Consider the following 14,591-nt stretch of genomic DNA (forward strand, 5'->3'; position numbering starts at 1 on the left):
TTAAATCTATTTTTAGCTTCTGTAAATTCCTTGTCTACTTTATTGAAACGACATACCATCACTACCGTTATTTATTTCAAGTTGCTGAACCAAAAAATATAATTATTATTTATAAAAAATTAGCTTTTAAATGCAATGAACTTATATCATTTTAGTAATATTTGTTAGGTTACTTGCCTATTGTTACTTGCGTATTTTTGGGCTTATATACAAATTCAATAAATCTTGATTGAAACTTTATCGTGATTATGTCGGTCAACATATACGAGCGTGACTACCACTGAACGGTACACTTGTGTGTACTAAATAAGACCATACTTATCACGACACTACATTGGTGTCACACGAATGAGTTGCACTAACTTGTAGTCAACAAACCAGTGTTTTCGATCAAGGTGTAAAAGATGACAACATTTCATAACAAATACAAAAAATATCTCTTAACTAAGCCGTTGAGGCACAAAGCCATTGCATATTTTATCAAGAACAACCTGATTAAATAACTGTGCCATAACTGTGGTCGTTTGAGGTTTCAACCATGATTCGGATTCGAGATGTTGTGCAAAAAGCTTTAGCAACTGGCTATTTGACCGTTGAGGCAGAAAATGAATTGCGACAGCTGCTGACAACCCGGTATGATCTTGAAGATTTAAATGCTTTCATGACCTTGCAGGAAGCTGCCATGACCGGAAAAGTTAAGCAGGAGTCACGTGGGGGATGTGGAATTTAATAGGTAGTATTCTATTCTACTCAACGACGGGGACGCTTGTCTTGATCTTCAATATCCTCATCGAGAAATCCCCAATCATCATCCTGAGCTTGATTGGTTTGAGCTTGATTGGTCGTTGGTGGTTGATAAGGGGGGATAATAACTCGATAATCAGCATCGTAAACGGATTCAGTTTTCCCGACGCCAGAATTTTTCGGTTCGCGGTAGCTGTAGGAGTAAGCTGAATCTGACTTGTTAGTGCTTGATGGTTGTTGTTGAGGTTCATAAGTCTTAGAGTCCCTCACCTGTGTGTTTTGAGAATTGGGTGTAGGTGCTTGTTCTTTTTTTTCTTCAAAGTCCCAATCATCTGTGCTGTTATCTGTTTCCCAATCATTAAGTGGATCACTATTTCGTGTTGACTCACTTTTACGACTTGATGATGAAGGAGAAGGACGAGGTGTTGGTTCTTCCTTAGGAGTTTGATTCTTTGCTGTGGAAGTTGTGGCTGTTCTGACTGGGGTTTGACGTTGTTGTCCCGCGAAAAAGTTAGAGAAGTTAAATAAGCTTGTGACGAATACAGTGGTAAAAGCACCCGCTGTAGTACTGAATAAAATCCAAATCGCCAGTGGTAATGCTTTAGATTTCATTCCCAAAAATACCAATGGGAGGACAGGTGACAAGTTTTGCACCACTAAAAGCGTTAGTCCTCCTAACACGGTCATTAACAAAAATAAACGAAATACAGCCATAGTTGTTTAGTCATTAGTCATTAGTCATTAGTCATTAGTCATTAGTGAGACCAGTGCTGCGGGAGGGTTTCCCTCCGCAGGCATCTGGTGAGTCCAGCGCTGCGGGAGGGTTTCCCTCCGCAGGCGACTGGCGAACCCGAAGGGCGAACCCGAAGGGTCATGAGCCATTAGTCAAATTTTGACTTTTGACCTTTACGGGGAAGATCTCCTGTCTCGCTGTGATAGCCCTGCGGGTAACTCAATAGCCCTATCTCCACTATTTTGACTAATCTTGACGACCTTGCCATCTTTGAATAGGTATACAATCGATATCTAGTTGATCCAATGCACGGGCAACCACAAAATCAACTAAATCCTCAATGGTTTTGGGATTGTGATACCAGGCAGGAATGGCAGGAACAATTCTGGCTCCGGCTTCGGCTAAAGTCGTTAAATTACGAAGGTGAATTAAGCTAAAGGGAGTTTCACGAGGAACGAGAATCAATTTTCGTCCCTCCTTAAGTTGGACATCCGCTGCTCGTTCGAGTAAGTCGGAACTTAAACCAGCTGCCAGTTTGGCTACAGTAGCCATACTGCATGGCATCACAATCATTCCTAGAGTGCGAAAGGAACCACTGGCAATGTTTGCCCCAACATTACTCCAAGAATGACAACATAGTTTGCCGATCCCTTCGACTCCGGTTTGCTGTCGCCAAAATTGCTCTTGTTGAGTCGGTTCTGGTGGCATACGAATATTCTGCTCAGATTGCCAAACCATGTAAGTTGACTTGGAAGCAACTAATTCAACTGCATACTCAGCTTCTAGCAGAAATTTAAGAGCACGAACCGCGTAAATCAGACCAGATGCACCTGATACGCCTAAAATGAGTGGTTTTGTATGAATTGACACGTATTTTTATAGCAAGACTTACTGGAGATTGGAAATTAGGAATGTTGTTACTTCTTAATTGTTAGTTGTTAATTATTAAGTAGTTCAATAGTGCGGAGTGCAACCCAAGGGGTGTTAGTGGGAATTGAGATCCCCACTAATTTTTTCCCCTAGGCGCGACGCCACAATAAGTGTGTTCGCGTAGCGTCTTTGTCAGGAAAGGGAAACAAGGACTATGGCACAAAGTGCTACGCTACGCGCTTGCTGTACTGGCTCACGCCACATGCCTCAACGCTTAAAGTCGCGGACGGCAGTGGCTCCCCTATTGCCTTATCCCCCATACTCTTAGTTTTTGACAAAATATCAAAAACCAAAAACACAAAATTTTTTGAATCAGCGTAAAATGGGTGCCCGTAGCGGCTCAGGGCATATTTTGAATTCCGTAAAGCGGTGCTCGTCTTTTTATTCCTCCTCAGGATACAGGTCTAACTCATCAGGCTCAATAGTTTCATGTGATAAGTAAAGGTTTGTATCTTCTCCATTCGAGAAGCTGACATCTTTACCAAAAACTGGCATGCCATCGCTGCCAACAGTGACTAAATCGATTTGCTGGCGATAATAATCAACACTCTTAACCTGTACAGCTACGCGATCGCCTAATCTATAGGATGCACGATTTTTGCGACCAAATAACGCCTGCTGTCTGGCGCGATACTCATACCAATCGTCTTTGAGAGAACTGACGTGGACAAGTCCTTCTACTCGTAGAGGTACGCGAGGATTGCTAACTGAGTTTAACACAGTTGGTGGAACTTCAATTTCTACAAAAAACCCGTAGGACTGCACACCTGTGATCACACCAGTGAAAACTTCGCTGATACGCTGTTTCATCAGTGAGGCTCTTTGCAATCCTGCTAAATCGGCTTCTGCTTCTTGAACTTCTTTTTCTCTATCGTTGAGCTGAATAATCACCCTTGTCAAATCGCTTTGGAGTTCTTGTTGCAATTCTGGCGGTAGGACGTTCCAGTTGATTTCACCGTGGCTGTTTGAGTGGCGCAGGTTAACACGCTCTTTGACACGGGTGGTGCGGCGATCGCGTCCGTGTTCAAGTAATGTATAAAATACCCTTTGCATCAGTAAATCTGGGTAACGCCGCAAAGGAGAAGTGAAATGAACGTACTCTGGTAAAGACAAGCCAAAGTGAGGTCCTTTGGTTGTACTATACGTAGCTGGCTTGAGTGTATCTTGCAACAAATAGGTCAGAACTTGCTCGGATGCTGAATCTGCGAAAACTCTGGTCAACTGTTGATAGTCGAGGGGTTGGACATCTGTTTCTGGATCTAGTGACAATTCGACGCCCAAGTTAATTGCTAATTTCAGCATTTCTTGCACATCTTCGGCATCAGGTGCGCTTTGAACTCGCCAAATAGCTGGGATACCCAAAGCATTAAAGTGGGTTGCTATAAGTTGGTTAACCAGTAGCACAAACTCAGTTAACAAGGAGTGCACAGGTAAGTCATTCACCATCACACACCCCATAGCGCCTTCATCATAGTATGGGTTTTGGTTTGGTGGCAAATTTAACTGCAAGCACCCACGGTTCGATCGTACCTCTTTTAACAAGTAGCGCAAACTATCGAGTTGTTGCACCATCTCTACAAAGGAGGATGAGACTTTGGTTGACTCGTTTGTGAGAATTGCTTCTACTTGTTCTTCACTCAGTGATGCGTCTACTTTGACAACGCTGGGTTGTACTTCCCATTCTCCAACTTGTCCTGATTTTGAATCAATTGTTATTAAGAATGAAATCGCTAAGCGATCGGTTTTAGGTACTAAAGCACAGCGTTCAGCAACACCTTCTGGCAACATTGACAGTACCAGTTCTCCCAGATAAACTGAGCGACCGCGCTTTAGTGCTTCTCGGTCTAGGGCTTCGTCTGGTTGAATAAAATGAGAAAGATCTGCAATATGAAAGCCCAACTGCCAATGTTCTTCACTTGTTTTTTCCAAGGTGAAAGCATTTTCGACCATCGTTGAGTCATTACTGTTGCCAATAATACTCAATGTTAACAGAGGTCGCAAATCGAGGCGATTCTTTAAATCAGCTTTTAGCAGCTTTTTGGGTAATTTTGAGGCTGCTTCCTGTACGGATTCTGGAAAAGTACGAGAAAGATCATGCTTACAGGTGACTAAATCGATGTCCGCCGCCGCTTCAGCATCACTGCCAAGAATTTGTACTACCCGACCAAGTGGAGGATATTGTGCTAGTGGGTAACGTAGAACTTCCACATGAGCTAGGTGGTCAATTGCTTGTTCCAACTTAGCGCTGTTTAGTTGCAGTTTGAGTTCAAACAGTAATCTATCATCCAAAGGTACAGCACGAAATCCACTTTCTACTTGCTTAATCCGCGCTAGTAAAGTGTGATTGGAGCGTTCTAAGATTAACTTAACCTCTCCTTCTGGGGAGCGACGACGACTACCTTCTTTGAGAACTCTAACCAAAACGCGATCGCCATTCCAGGCGTTACTGAGATGACTTTCGCGGATGTAAATATCTTCGGAACCTTCCACGTCTTGAATTGCAAAGCAAAAGCCTTTACTGGAACAACGGAGTTTTGCTTCAATCAGCCCTTCTTCTGTGACTCGACGATATTTGCCACGTTCTTTGATTAAAACCCCGATTTTTTCCAGTATCTCTAAAGCAATATGAAGTTTTTGTAAACTAACTTCATCTTCACAACCAAGTTTCTTTTCCAAGAGTTTACGAGCCACCAATTTATCATCAGTGAAATTGGCGAGAAGTGTAGCGATTGAAAATTCCATGCAGTGAACCGGCCTTTGGTCAAAAGATCATTTTTTTTTTCTGGTTTTTTGCTCGTGTACCCTCACGACTACAAACACCCTTGGGCAAACGAATTGCCCAATCATAGAGGGCACTGCACGAACATTTCAGAGTGTTGATGTGTCCAAGCTCCTTGTTCAAGACTATCTTCCAAAGTACGCCCGTTTGAGATTTTGCCCCCTTGCTAATAACGTAACGGGTTTTTAAGTGACGTACGTTGCACAATTCTCCACGCTGCCCAAAAGCTCTCTTTAGGGAAACTGCAGGTGTTCGATTGTCTTGTGTGAAGGTACTTCTACGCCATGTAACTCTGATTTTTAACTAGGAGAAACTGCCGATATATCTAATTGACCCATATGTAGGATCGGAAACAATTAGCTCAGCAGTCCATAATAGGTGAGGATGAACCATTACTTCATTATTGTAGATATATAGCGCACTTACAGGAAATAGTTCCACATCACTAATTAGGTAATTAGTATAGCAGCAAGCATGAAATCGCTCTTCCTCAACAAGCACTCAGGAAAAATTTACCCCAAAAGCTCATGCTACAATCAGGGCACGGATGAAGTCAGTCGTCGGTCATCGGTTATCTGTAAGCAGGCGGATGAAACTCCTTAAGCGTTAGACTTGGCTAAATTAACTTGGAGTATAGTCCATAACAAAACCAGAGCTAAAGCTTGGAGTCACAAGTTGGGCGCAAACGTTTGTTTTACAGTCGCCTTTTCGGCGTAGAAATGTCAAAGATTTTAGATTGGTAGCAGTATTATGTTGGCTCAATTTCAGAGCAAATATCCCCAAGGCAGTCTTATTTCTGAATTAGTACAAATTTATCACGGTAAGTATATTGTCCGGGCAAGCGTACAAATTGATGGCGTGACACGCGCCACTGGAATGGCTGCAGCAGAAACAGTCGAGGAAGCAGAAGACCAAGCCAGGAATAGAGCGCTTGTCGTTTTGGGAATGAGTCATTCGCCAGATTCGGTTGTCATTTCCCCAGAACCAGTGAAGCAGGTTCAGCCAACTTTGACAACAACAAAATTAAATGAGTCTGCGTATCCCGCCGCTGTCAATACGTTTCCTCAAACACAAACAACCCCAACATCACCAGTCATCTCATCTGTTGTCAGTAAAAACGATATTAAAAATGAGGAGATAATTGAACGTTTTTCTACAACTGACAACCAGGAAACTCAGTTATTTGAGACGCCGTTCCAAAATTTGGAGATGATGTTTGGTAACCAAGCAGAAAATGATATGATGCCGGAGACTTCTGCTAGTAATGTGACACCGTTTCCATCACGCAGTTACAGTACTTCAATTGAGGATGTGCCAACTCAGACGACCACAGGTAAGAAAAAGAAGAAGAGCGAACCTGTGGATCAGTCCGACGATATCGCTAAAATTGGTCTTGAAATGCAGCGCCTAGGTTGGACAACAGAACAGGGGCGAGATTATTTGATTAAAGCTTATGGGAAGCGATCGCGTCATTTACTAACTGACGAAGAATTACACGATTTCCTCAGATATCTAGAATCTCAACCCACCCCTCCAGATCCATTAGCCGGATTTTGAAACAGTGAACAGTGAACAGTTATCAGTGAGCCAGCGCGAATGACGGCTTTCCCGACCTAGGCGACGGGCGTTCCCGAAGGGTTATCAGTAAATCACTGATATAGCTGTTGCCAGGTGTTTTAGGACAGAAACTGAACATAAAACTCAGACACTGAGAGAGTTTCAAGCCTGTTCCCTGTTAAGCGTTCCCTGTTCCCTGTTCCCTGTTCCCTGACTACACCATCGCCATTGGACGGCTACCAGCAGCGTGACGATCAATCACTTGGTCGATTAATCCATAATCCTTTGATTCCTCAGGCGACATAAAGAAGTCCCTTTCTGTATCCTCAGCAATTTTGTCATACGGCTGACCTGTGTGTTCGGCTAAATATTCATTTAGCTTGCGCTTGTGATAGAGGATTTCGCGCGCCTGAATTTCGATATCAGTCGCTTGTCCTTGAGCGCCACCCAAAGGTTGGTGAATCATAATCCGAGAATGAGGTAAACTCATCCGCTTACCTTTGGTTCCAGCGCTGAGAAGGAAAGCGCCCATACTCGCCGCCAATCCGGTACAAATTGTACAGACATTCGGGCGGATATGCTTCATAGTATCGAAGATCCCCATACCCGCTGTTACCGAACCTCCAGGAGAGTTTATGTACATATAAATGTCTTTCTCCGAGTCTTCTGCATCCAAGAACAGCAGCTGAGCAACAATCAAGTTAGCGACGTTGCTATCAATCGGCTGTCCCAAAAAAAGGATGCGCTCACGTAACAGCCGTGAGTAAATATCAAAGGCGCGTTCGCCACGACCTGATTGTTCAATAACGATAGGAATCATGCAGACTGCTTGTCACTAATTTACATACATTTTATCGATTGCAACGGCTGATTGTTTTCAAAGAACCACAAACCGAATTTTTAAAACGAACCAAGTTTTTATACGGAAGGTTTCAGTTTGTGACTTTTTCATAACATTGTCACCATTTTTACAGCCTTTTCCGGAATCTAACTACTTCTTGCGGTAGATAGATATATCAGGAGTCATCTTATTACATAAATTCTATTTGAGATGTCACCCACCAAAAGTTAGAGGAAGTCGCCATGTTAGAAAAATTTGTGCAAGCCGCCATCATTACCTTTTTACTCCACCTACTGGCAGGTCTTAGCCCAACAACTATCAAAACACAAGCGACACCATCTTTAAGTACGTTGTCAGCACCGATCGCCAGAACTCTGTCCAACAATCTTGAATAAGATGAATAATTCTTATTTCGTCTAAGATGAGAAAACTGTTAGCTTCTAAGGTTATAAAGATATATTAGTGCGGAGTGGTTTAAGGCTAGTAAGTGAATGTCTCTCAAACACAAGCTAGACTGAGCAAAGAAGGCTGTCATCAAGAATTTTATCATGACTAATCGTCTAGCTCAAGCTAAAAGCCTCTACCTCCGCAAACACGCCGAAAACCCTATTGATTGGTGGTCTTGGTGCGACGAAGCACTCGCAACGGCAAAGGCACAGAATAAACCGATATTTCTTTCGATTGGTTACTCCAGTTGCCACTGGTGTACTGTTATGGAAGGTGAAGCTTTTTCTAACCTAGCTATAGCCGAGTACATGAACGCCAACTTTCTTCCGATAAAAGTAGATAGAGAAGAAAGACCAGATATTGACAGCATCTATATGCAAGCTTTGCAGATGATGAGTGGTCAAGGGGGTTGGCCTTTAAACGTTTTTCTCACCCCAGATGATTTAATACCATTCTACGCTGGTACTTACTTCCCAGTTGAACCACGCTACGGTCGTCCTGGGTTTTTGCAAGTTCTGCAAGCAATTCGTCATTATTACGACACAGAAAAACAAGATTTAAGTGAACGCAAAGCAGCTATTGTTGAGTCACTCCTCACCTCTGCTGTATTACAGTCAGATGGGATCACAGAATCTCAAGATAAAGAATTGTTGCACAAAGGTTGGGAAACTTCAACCAGCATTATTACACCCAATCAATATGGTAACAGCTTCCCGATGATTCCCTACGCCGAACTCGCATTGAGGGGAAGTCGGTTCTTGTTCCCTGGCTCAGCCTGGGAACGATCGCAGTATGATGGCAATAAAGTTTGTACCCAGCGGGGACTAGACCTGGCATTGGGTGGAATTTATGATCATGTGGCTGGTGGATTTCATCGCTACACGGTTGACCACACTTGGACAGTACCGCACTTTGAAAAGATGCTCTACGACAACGGACAGATTGTAGAGTATTTGGCGAACTTGTGGAGCGCAGGTGTACAAGAAGCAGCTTTTGAAAGAGCTATCGCCACAACTGTCCAATGGCTGAAACGCGAAATGACAGCGCCATCTGGATACTTTTATGCAGCGCAAGACGCAGATAGTTTCACCACTCCCACAGAAGTAGAACCAGAAGAAGGCGCGTTTTACGTCTGGAGTTACAGCGAATTGCAACAACTTCTGACTCCCGAAGAACTAACAGAATTACAACAACAGTTTACAGTCACGCCTGACGGTAACTTTGAAAGTCAGAATGTGTTGCAAAGGCGTAACGCTGGAAAACTGAGTCAAACCCTCGAAAGCACACTCGCAAAACTGTTTGCTGTTCGCTACGGTGCTGCACCTGAGTCCGTGGAAACTTTCCCACCCGCACGCAATAACCAAGAAGCGAAAACAGAAAACTGGAAAGGACGCATTCCCGCAGTCACAGATACAAAGATGATTGTCGCCTGGAATAGCTTGATGATTTCCGGTTTAGCAAGGGCGTATGCAGTCTTCCAACAACCAGAGTATCTGGAACTTGCAGCGAAAGCGGCGAACTTTATCTTGGATAATCAGTTTGTCGATGGGCGTTTTTACCGATTGAATTATGAGGGACAAGTTACTGTCCTAGCCCAATCTGAAGATTACGCCTTTTTTATCAAAGCACTACTGGATTTACACAGCAGTTCTGGTGAGCAAAAAAACTGGTTGGAAAAAGCGATCACAATCCAAGAAGAATTCCACGAATATCTCTGGAGTGTAGAACTCGGCGGATACCACAACACATCAAGCGACGCTAGTCAAGACTTGATTGTGCGAGAGCGCAGCTATGTAGATAACGCGACACCTTCGGCAAATGGAGTGGCGATCGCCAACCTTGTTCGGCTTGCTCTTGTCACCGACAATCTTCATTATTTGGATTTAGCCGAGCAAGGATTAAAAGCATTTAGAAGCGTGATGAGCCGTGCTCCCCAAGCTTGTCCCAGTTTGTTTACAGCCTTGGATTGGTATCGTAACTGTACCTTAATCCGCACGACAGCAGAGCAGATACACTCTATTAACTCCATGTATTTACCGAGTACTGCGTTCGTTGAGATATCGAAGTTACCAGAGGGAAGTATTGGGTTGGTTTGCCAAGGTTTGAAGTGTCTAGCACCAGCGGAAAGTTTGGAGAAGTTGTTGCAGCAAGTGCAGCAGAGTCAGGTGAGAGGGTGATGGCTAAGATATTGCACTATTCTTCATCAGCCAACTCACCCGCCCAGAACTAAAGTTCCGGGCTAATAGGCAAAGTCGGTTAAAACCGACTAAAAGCATTAACAGACTTTGTTTTTAGTCCTCTTAAGAGGACTTTCACTATCAGCCAAGGGTTTACTAACCCTTGGCTGTTGTTTTTCCTCGTTCCCTGGCTCTGCCGGGGAATGCATAACTGTGGGCTGCTGCCTCAATATAATCATATGGAAATATTTAGTTTTTTCTTGTATTTTACATTCAGCAACACCCTGATCTCATTTATCCTGCCGCGACCAATCCTCAATATTTAACCCTGATACTTGAGAAAAATCTCGATCAATAGTTTCGCGTTACCACAACTGCATCATTCACCAAGGCAATTGCAGCAATTCGCATATCCTTCTGCAATCGCTGTTTCGATAACGTCGGATTTTCTTTTAGTGTTCGCTCAAACATTTCTCCTGCTTTCTCATCAAAATCCAACACTCTCACCCGTCCGAATAGAGCAACTGTCCGGCTCAACTTTCCATACAACCGCACAACATCTTCAACTTCCCGTGCACTATTGATTCGCACTACCCAACCATTAAACAATTCCTGAACTGTGACGATGGAAATCGCAACCTCCGCTCCCAGAACAGCCACCCGACGGCTTACCTGTGGATGCCGTTCCAATAGCAGCGACACATGATCCGTATCTAATAACCAAAGGCTCATGCTGTACCGTTTATATCCAACTCGCGCTCTGCCCGCAGTTGGGCCGCAAGTTCTGCAAACTCATTATCCCCCTCAAACATCCCAATAAATTCTGTCCAGGGATTATTTGTAACTTCTAGCGTCAAAACCTCAATATTCAAAAGCCTTACTCTCAGCTTCTCCTGTAGAGCGGCGATAGCTTCGCTGCTGCGCTCCGCGCAGATCGCCTCCTCACGGGTTTGAGCCAATGCCACACAATCAGGCAACTCTGGCACTGATGCCATAAAATACCCCGACTCAACCCGTTCAACCAGAACATGAAGGGACATTTTATTTAAACTTGCAATTGCTTGAAAATTCATAGACGGCGATACCAGGTTACCTTTGACCATAATAATGCCTCCGCCACCCTTATTATAAACTCGCCCACGAGTTCCAAACACTCAACGCCGAGTTGTAAATTCTCGCCCACGCGGAAATTACGGAGACTATGGGAGAAATCAAATCATCAACAGGTGTTCCACAGTTAATTAAACTCTTAGAACATGAAGACTTCTTAGTGCGTTCTAGTGTGGCATTTGCCTTAGGATAAATCAAATCATAAACGGCAATCCCACAGTTAATTAAACTCTTAGAAGATGAAGACTTCTCAGTGCGTTATAGTGCGGCAGATGCCTTAGGATAAATCAAATCATCAGCGGCGGTTCCACTGTTAATTAAACTCTTAGAACATGAAGACTTCTTAGTGCGTTATAATGCGGCAGATGCCATAGGATAAATCAAATCATAAACGGCTGTGCCACAGTTAATTAAATTATTAGAAGATGAAAAATACTATGTGCGTTCTAGTGCGGCAGATGCCTTAGGATAAATTAAATCAGAAGCGGCAATTCCACAGTTAATTAAACTCTTAGAAGATGAAGACTTCTCAGTGCGTTCTAGTGCGCCATCTGCTATAAAAAAAATCAAATCAGAAGCCGCGATTCCACAGTTAATTAAACTCTTAGAAGATGACCGTTTTGTAGCCGCTAATAATGGAAATACACTCTATAACGCCTTTCAAATACTTGAAGCAATTCAAGAACACGTTCGATACTACCACCCAACTTTAATACAATCAGAAGCAACAATCAACGGCTACGAAAATAAGAATCATTCAATGGAACAAAAACGTATTTTACGAGTTGTTGTGGCATCACCCAATGATGTGAAGCCTGAAAGAGATATTTTACCCAATATAATTGATGAATTAAATCGTGGTATTGCCGCAGACAAGCATTTAATCCTAGAACTCTCCCGGTGGGAGACAGATACTTACCCAGGGTTTCATCCAGAGGGACCACAAGGTTTGATAGATCCTATATTAGATATTAAAAATTGCGACATTTTGATAGGAATTTTTTGGAAGCGATTTGGCACACCTGTCACAGATGCTCAATCTGGTACAGAACATGAATTTCTTTGTGCTTATGATTCTTGGAAAAAGAATGGTAGTCCTGAGATTATGTTCTACTTCTCTAAGAAAGCTTATACACCTCAATCAGAAGAAGAAGCACTGCAGTGAAGCAAAGTTCTAGGATTCAAGAAAAGATTTCCGCAAGAAGGCTTATCATGGAACTACAAAAGCAAGCCTGAGTTTGAAAAGTTCATTCGTAATCATTTAACACAACTGATTCGACAAAAGTGGGGCGATGGCAAGAATTTATAGAGTGGTCATTCTTTCTGTACCCCTTAGACTATCACGAGCAGTACACATCACCAAATCAAGGTAATATAATTTGGTATCAAGCTACATCATTCAACGGAAGTTTAGGAATTTGATTGTAAACCTCTGCATTCTCTTCAAGAGCTTGACGCAAATCGTATTGCGTTTGTAAATTCAACCAAAACTGAGCGCTGTTACCAAAATAGCGAGATAAACGCAAAGCTGTGTCTGCTGTAATACTGCGTTTTCCAGATAAAATTTCACTAATTCGTGTCTGAGCTACACCTATATCTTTGCTCAATCGATAAGGGGTGATATTGAGTGGCTCTAAAAATTCTAGCTGCAGGATTTCGCCAGGGTGGATATTTGGCAGACGGTTGTTGTTCATGATTATTTGTATGCGTCAGTGGTAATCTACTATTTCAACTTCCAAAGCATTGTTCTCATCTGTCCAAACAAAGCAGATTCGCCATTGATCGTTAATACGAATACTGTACTGTCCTTTTCTGTCGCCAACTAGCTTTTCTAAACGATTACCAGGTGGAAGGCGCAAATCGTTAATGGATGTTGCTGCGTCAAGGATAAGCAGTTTTCGTAAAGCAGTTTTTTGGATATTGGACGGATATTGAGAAGATGTAAAGCCCTCAAAGATAAGCTTTGTCTCTTCAGATTTAAAACTAACAATCACAATACTATCGCTATGCGTTACTATCGTCAAACGTTAGTATACACTTCAAGGTGAATAGGTAGCTACATAGCAATAAGTAACGCCCCACCATGACAGCGTTAAAATAAACCCATAAATAGCTGATACCATACAAGCCATGTCCCTCGCCAAGGAACTAGATTTTCCTCAAGACATCCCAGAAGATGTTATCCTTCCTCCAAGTGATTTATATAGCAACGAACCTCCCTTAGAAACAGAACTGCATTTAGAGCAAATAATCCTACTTTTCAAATGCTTGGAATGGTTGTGGCGAGACAGGACTGATTTTTACGCTGCTGGCAATCTGACTATTTATTACAGCTTAGAGCATTTTCAGTTATCAGTTATCAGTTATCAGAAATATACGTAGGGTGGGCAATGCTCACTATATCTGGGTTCTATCTAAATTTTGGTGAGCATTGCCCACCTTAGAGATACTTAAATTTTTTCAAAAATCAAACCGGATTGCTATAGTTATCAGTTATCAGGTAAACGAATGCACCTTTCAAGCATAGTCTTAGCAGGCGGAAAAAGTTCTCGCATGGGACGGGATAAAGCATTGATTCCCATTCAAGGCGTACCTCTGTTGCAATTGGTTTGTCGAATTGCTGAAAGTTGTGCTGATACACTGTATGTAGTCACACCCTGGCAAGAACGCTATCAACGTTTGTTACCATCTACAGTTCAGTTTATCAAAGAAGTGCCTTTGTTTGGTGAAACTGGCAGTGAAAAACTACCTCACGGACCAATTATTGGATTTGCTCAAGCACTAGCGTATATACAAACAGATTGGGTGCTGCTGCTAGCTTGCGATTTACCTAAGTTGCGCGTTGAGGTGTTGCAAGAATGGGCGGCGACATTAGATAGTGTCGAGGGTGAGGCTATCGCTGCTCTAGTTCCTCAAGCTAAAGGATGGGAACCACTGTGCGGTTTTTATCGCCGTCGCTGTTTACCAAGTTTGGTGGAGTATATCAATCGAGGGGGGCGATCGTTTCAGGAGTGGCTGAAGCAACATCCCGTGCAAGCTTTGCCTTTACCAGATCCAGAAATGTTTTTTAACTGTAATACACAAGAAGACTTATTTCGACTCCAATCTCAGGTACAATAAGGGGTCATACCAAGTTGTGTTCAAAAACTTCACCCTATCCCCTCTCCTTTATAAGGAGAGGGGTGCCCGTCAGGGCGGGGTGAGGTGAGACAGCGCTGCAGGAGGGGAGCCAGTGCGTTGCGGTGAGACCAGTGCTGCAGGAGGGTTTCCCTC

At 43.0% G+C, this 14,591-nt stretch carries 19 protein-coding genes and 1 pseudogene; 11 read left to right on the plus strand and 9 right to left on the minus strand.

The genetic code is table 11. The features are described from left to right. The first annotated feature begins 538 nt into the window (after positions 1-538). Positions 539-730 (plus strand): hypothetical protein, encoded by a 192-nt coding sequence (locus AC5590_RS08610; protein ID WP_169263648.1) that lies wholly within the window; start codon positions 539-541, stop codon positions 728-730. Between the two features lie 20 nt (positions 731-750). On the opposite strand, the gene AC5590_RS08615 is transcribed toward AC5590_RS08610, so the two are convergent. The 4 genes from AC5590_RS08615 to AC5590_RS08630 all read right to left on the minus strand — a co-directional run bounded on the left by AC5590_RS08615 (position 751) and on the right by AC5590_RS08630 (position 5,149). Beyond that, on the minus strand, positions 751-1,458 hold the full coding sequence (locus tag AC5590_RS08615; RefSeq protein WP_169263649.1) for a LapA family protein: 708 nt from the start codon (positions 1,456-1,458) through the stop codon (positions 751-753). A gap of 27 nt (positions 1,459-1,485) precedes the next feature. Beyond that, on the minus strand, positions 1,486-1,626 hold the full coding sequence (locus AC5590_RS08620) for a hypothetical protein (protein ID WP_171975120.1): 141 nt from the start codon (positions 1,624-1,626) through the stop codon (positions 1,486-1,488). Positions 1,627-1,723: 97 nt separating this feature from the next. Next, complete coding sequence (locus tag AC5590_RS08625; RefSeq protein ID WP_169263650.1) at positions 1,724-2,347, minus strand: flavin prenyltransferase UbiX; 624 nt, start codon at positions 2,345-2,347, stop codon at positions 1,724-1,726. 441 nt (positions 2,348-2,788) lie between these two features. Then, on the minus strand, positions 2,789-5,149 hold the full coding sequence (locus AC5590_RS08630) for a ribonuclease R family protein (RefSeq protein WP_169263651.1): 2,361 nt from the start codon (positions 5,147-5,149) through the stop codon (positions 2,789-2,791). Between the two features lie 787 nt (positions 5,150-5,936). On the opposite strand from AC5590_RS08630, the gene AC5590_RS08635 reads away from it, so the two are divergent. After that, positions 5,937-6,743 carry a slr1353 family protein gene (locus tag AC5590_RS08635; RefSeq protein WP_169263652.1) on the plus strand — a complete coding sequence of 269 codons (807 nt, stop codon included), beginning with the start codon at positions 5,937-5,939 and terminating at the stop codon, positions 6,741-6,743. Between the two features lie 214 nt (positions 6,744-6,957). On the opposite strand, the gene clpP is transcribed toward AC5590_RS08635, so the two are convergent. Then, entirely contained in the window at positions 6,958-7,563 is a 606-nt protein-coding gene (gene clpP / locus AC5590_RS08640; protein WP_169263653.1) for an ATP-dependent Clp endopeptidase proteolytic subunit ClpP, read from the minus strand. A 263-nt stretch (positions 7,564-7,826) separates the two neighbouring features. On the opposite strand from clpP, the gene AC5590_RS08645 reads away from it, so the two are divergent. Together AC5590_RS08645 and AC5590_RS08650 are read left to right on the plus strand one after the other, a co-directional pair. Beyond that, on the plus strand, positions 7,827-7,979 hold the full coding sequence (locus AC5590_RS08645; protein WP_169263654.1) for a QAALIT motif small membrane protein: 153 nt from the start codon (positions 7,827-7,829) through the stop codon (positions 7,977-7,979). Positions 7,980-8,132: 153 nt separating this feature from the next. Next, positions 8,133-10,208: a thioredoxin domain-containing protein gene (locus AC5590_RS08650; RefSeq protein ID WP_169263655.1), complete on the plus strand. Its 2,076-nt coding sequence runs from the start codon at positions 8,133-8,135 to the stop codon at positions 10,206-10,208. A 351-nt stretch (positions 10,209-10,559) separates the two neighbouring features. Here the strand turns inward: AC5590_RS08650 and AC5590_RS08655 are convergent, their stop codons facing one another. Together AC5590_RS08655 and AC5590_RS08660 are read right to left on the minus strand one after the other, a co-directional pair. Then, on the minus strand, positions 10,560-10,940 hold the full coding sequence (locus AC5590_RS08655) for a type II toxin-antitoxin system VapC family toxin (protein ID WP_248277152.1): 381 nt from the start codon (positions 10,938-10,940) through the stop codon (positions 10,560-10,562). Next, the gene (locus AC5590_RS08660) at positions 10,937-11,311 is read right to left on the minus strand and encodes a type II toxin-antitoxin system HicB family antitoxin (RefSeq protein WP_248277153.1); all 375 of its coding nucleotides are present in this window, start codon (positions 11,309-11,311) and stop codon (positions 10,937-10,939) included. The genes AC5590_RS08655 and AC5590_RS08660 overlap by 4 nt, the downstream gene beginning before the upstream one ends. A 98-nt stretch (positions 11,312-11,409) precedes the next feature. Between AC5590_RS08660 and AC5590_RS08665 the strand changes: the two genes are divergently transcribed. The 5 genes from AC5590_RS08665 to AC5590_RS08685 are packed head-to-tail and all read left to right on the plus strand — an operon-like array spanning position 11,410 to position 12,483. Continuing rightward, positions 11,410-11,511 carry a HEAT repeat domain-containing protein gene (locus tag AC5590_RS08665; protein WP_246163049.1) on the plus strand — a complete coding sequence of 34 codons (102 nt, stop codon included), beginning with the start codon at positions 11,410-11,412 and terminating at the stop codon, positions 11,509-11,511. An 18-nt stretch (positions 11,512-11,529) separates the two neighbouring features. Next, the gene (locus AC5590_RS08670; protein WP_348982684.1) at positions 11,530-11,604 is read left to right on the plus strand and encodes a HEAT repeat domain-containing protein; all 75 of its coding nucleotides are present in this window, start codon (positions 11,530-11,532) and stop codon (positions 11,602-11,604) included. A 24-nt stretch (positions 11,605-11,628) separates the two neighbouring features. Then, complete coding sequence (locus AC5590_RS08675; protein WP_248277156.1) at positions 11,629-11,697, plus strand: hypothetical protein; 69 nt, start codon at positions 11,629-11,631, stop codon at positions 11,695-11,697. A gap of 18 nt (positions 11,698-11,715) precedes the next feature. Continuing rightward, positions 11,716-11,790 (plus strand): HEAT repeat domain-containing protein, encoded by a 75-nt coding sequence (locus tag AC5590_RS08680; RefSeq protein ID WP_348982685.1) that lies wholly within the window; start codon positions 11,716-11,718, stop codon positions 11,788-11,790. After that, the gene (locus AC5590_RS08685; protein WP_348982686.1) at positions 11,791-12,483 is read left to right on the plus strand and encodes a HEAT repeat domain-containing protein; all 693 of its coding nucleotides are present in this window, start codon (positions 11,791-11,793) and stop codon (positions 12,481-12,483) included. It begins immediately after the preceding gene. A gap of 220 nt (positions 12,484-12,703) precedes the next feature. Here the strand turns inward: AC5590_RS08685 and AC5590_RS08690 are convergent, their stop codons facing one another. Continuing rightward, positions 12,704-13,012, minus strand: coding sequence for a HigA family addiction module antitoxin (locus tag AC5590_RS08690; protein ID WP_169263656.1), 309 nt, complete (start codon positions 13,010-13,012; stop codon positions 12,704-12,706). Between the two features lie 15 nt (positions 13,013-13,027). Next, the gene (locus AC5590_RS08695) at positions 13,028-13,342 is read right to left on the minus strand and encodes a type II toxin-antitoxin system RelE/ParE family toxin (protein ID WP_211178306.1); all 315 of its coding nucleotides are present in this window, start codon (positions 13,340-13,342) and stop codon (positions 13,028-13,030) included. A 106-nt stretch (positions 13,343-13,448) separates the two neighbouring features. On the opposite strand from AC5590_RS08695, the pseudogene AC5590_RS08700 reads away from it, so the two are divergent. Both AC5590_RS08700 and AC5590_RS08705 read left to right on the plus strand, forming a co-directional pair. Next, a pseudogene (locus tag AC5590_RS08700) lies at positions 13,449-13,652 on the plus strand (Uma2 family endonuclease); the annotation flags it as partial. Between the two features lie 174 nt (positions 13,653-13,826). Further along, positions 13,827-14,438 (plus strand): molybdenum cofactor guanylyltransferase, encoded by a 612-nt coding sequence (locus tag AC5590_RS08705; protein ID WP_169263657.1) that lies wholly within the window; start codon positions 13,827-13,829, stop codon positions 14,436-14,438. The last annotated feature ends 153 nt before the right edge of the window (positions 14,439-14,591 follow it).

The sequence above is a fragment of the Brasilonema octagenarum UFV-OR1 genome (assembly GCF_963888615.1).
Lineage (GTDB): Bacteria > Cyanobacteriota > Cyanobacteriia > Cyanobacteriales > Nostocaceae > Brasilonema > Brasilonema sennae.

Excerpts from the sequence above, each read along its gene's own strand:
- AC5590_RS08610 (WP_169263648.1), top strand. The coding sequence starts at position 539 with ATGATTCGGATTCGAGATGTTGTGCAAAAAGCTTTAGCAACTGGCTAT.
- AC5590_RS08615 (WP_169263649.1), bottom strand. The coding sequence starts at position 1,458 with ATGGCTGTATTTCGTTTATTTTTGTTAATGACCGTGTTAGGAGGACTA.
- AC5590_RS08620 (WP_171975120.1), bottom strand. The coding sequence starts at position 1,626 with ATGGCTCATGACCCTTCGGGTTCGCCCTTCGGGTTCGCCAGTCGCCTG.
- AC5590_RS08630 (WP_169263651.1), bottom strand. The coding sequence starts at position 5,149 with ATGGAATTTTCAATCGCTACACTTCTCGCCAATTTCACTGATGATAAA.
- AC5590_RS08635 (WP_169263652.1), top strand. The coding sequence starts at position 5,937 with ATGTTGGCTCAATTTCAGAGCAAATATCCCCAAGGCAGTCTTATTTCT.
- clpP (WP_169263653.1), bottom strand. The coding sequence starts at position 7,563 with ATGATTCCTATCGTTATTGAACAATCAGGTCGTGGCGAACGCGCCTTT.
- AC5590_RS08645 (WP_169263654.1), top strand. The coding sequence starts at position 7,827 with ATGTTAGAAAAATTTGTGCAAGCCGCCATCATTACCTTTTTACTCCAC.
- AC5590_RS08650 (WP_169263655.1), top strand. The coding sequence starts at position 8,133 with ATGACTAATCGTCTAGCTCAAGCTAAAAGCCTCTACCTCCGCAAACAC.
- AC5590_RS08655 (WP_248277152.1), bottom strand. The coding sequence starts at position 10,940 with ATGAGCCTTTGGTTATTAGATACGGATCATGTGTCGCTGCTATTGGAA.
- AC5590_RS08660 (WP_248277153.1), bottom strand. The coding sequence starts at position 11,311 with ATGGTCAAAGGTAACCTGGTATCGCCGTCTATGAATTTTCAAGCAATT.
- AC5590_RS08665 (WP_246163049.1), top strand. The coding sequence starts at position 11,410 with ATGGGAGAAATCAAATCATCAACAGGTGTTCCACAGTTAATTAAACTC.
- AC5590_RS08690 (WP_169263656.1), bottom strand. The coding sequence starts at position 13,012 with ATGAACAACAACCGTCTGCCAAATATCCACCCTGGCGAAATCCTGCAG.
- AC5590_RS08705 (WP_169263657.1), top strand. The coding sequence starts at position 13,827 with ATGCACCTTTCAAGCATAGTCTTAGCAGGCGGAAAAAGTTCTCGCATG.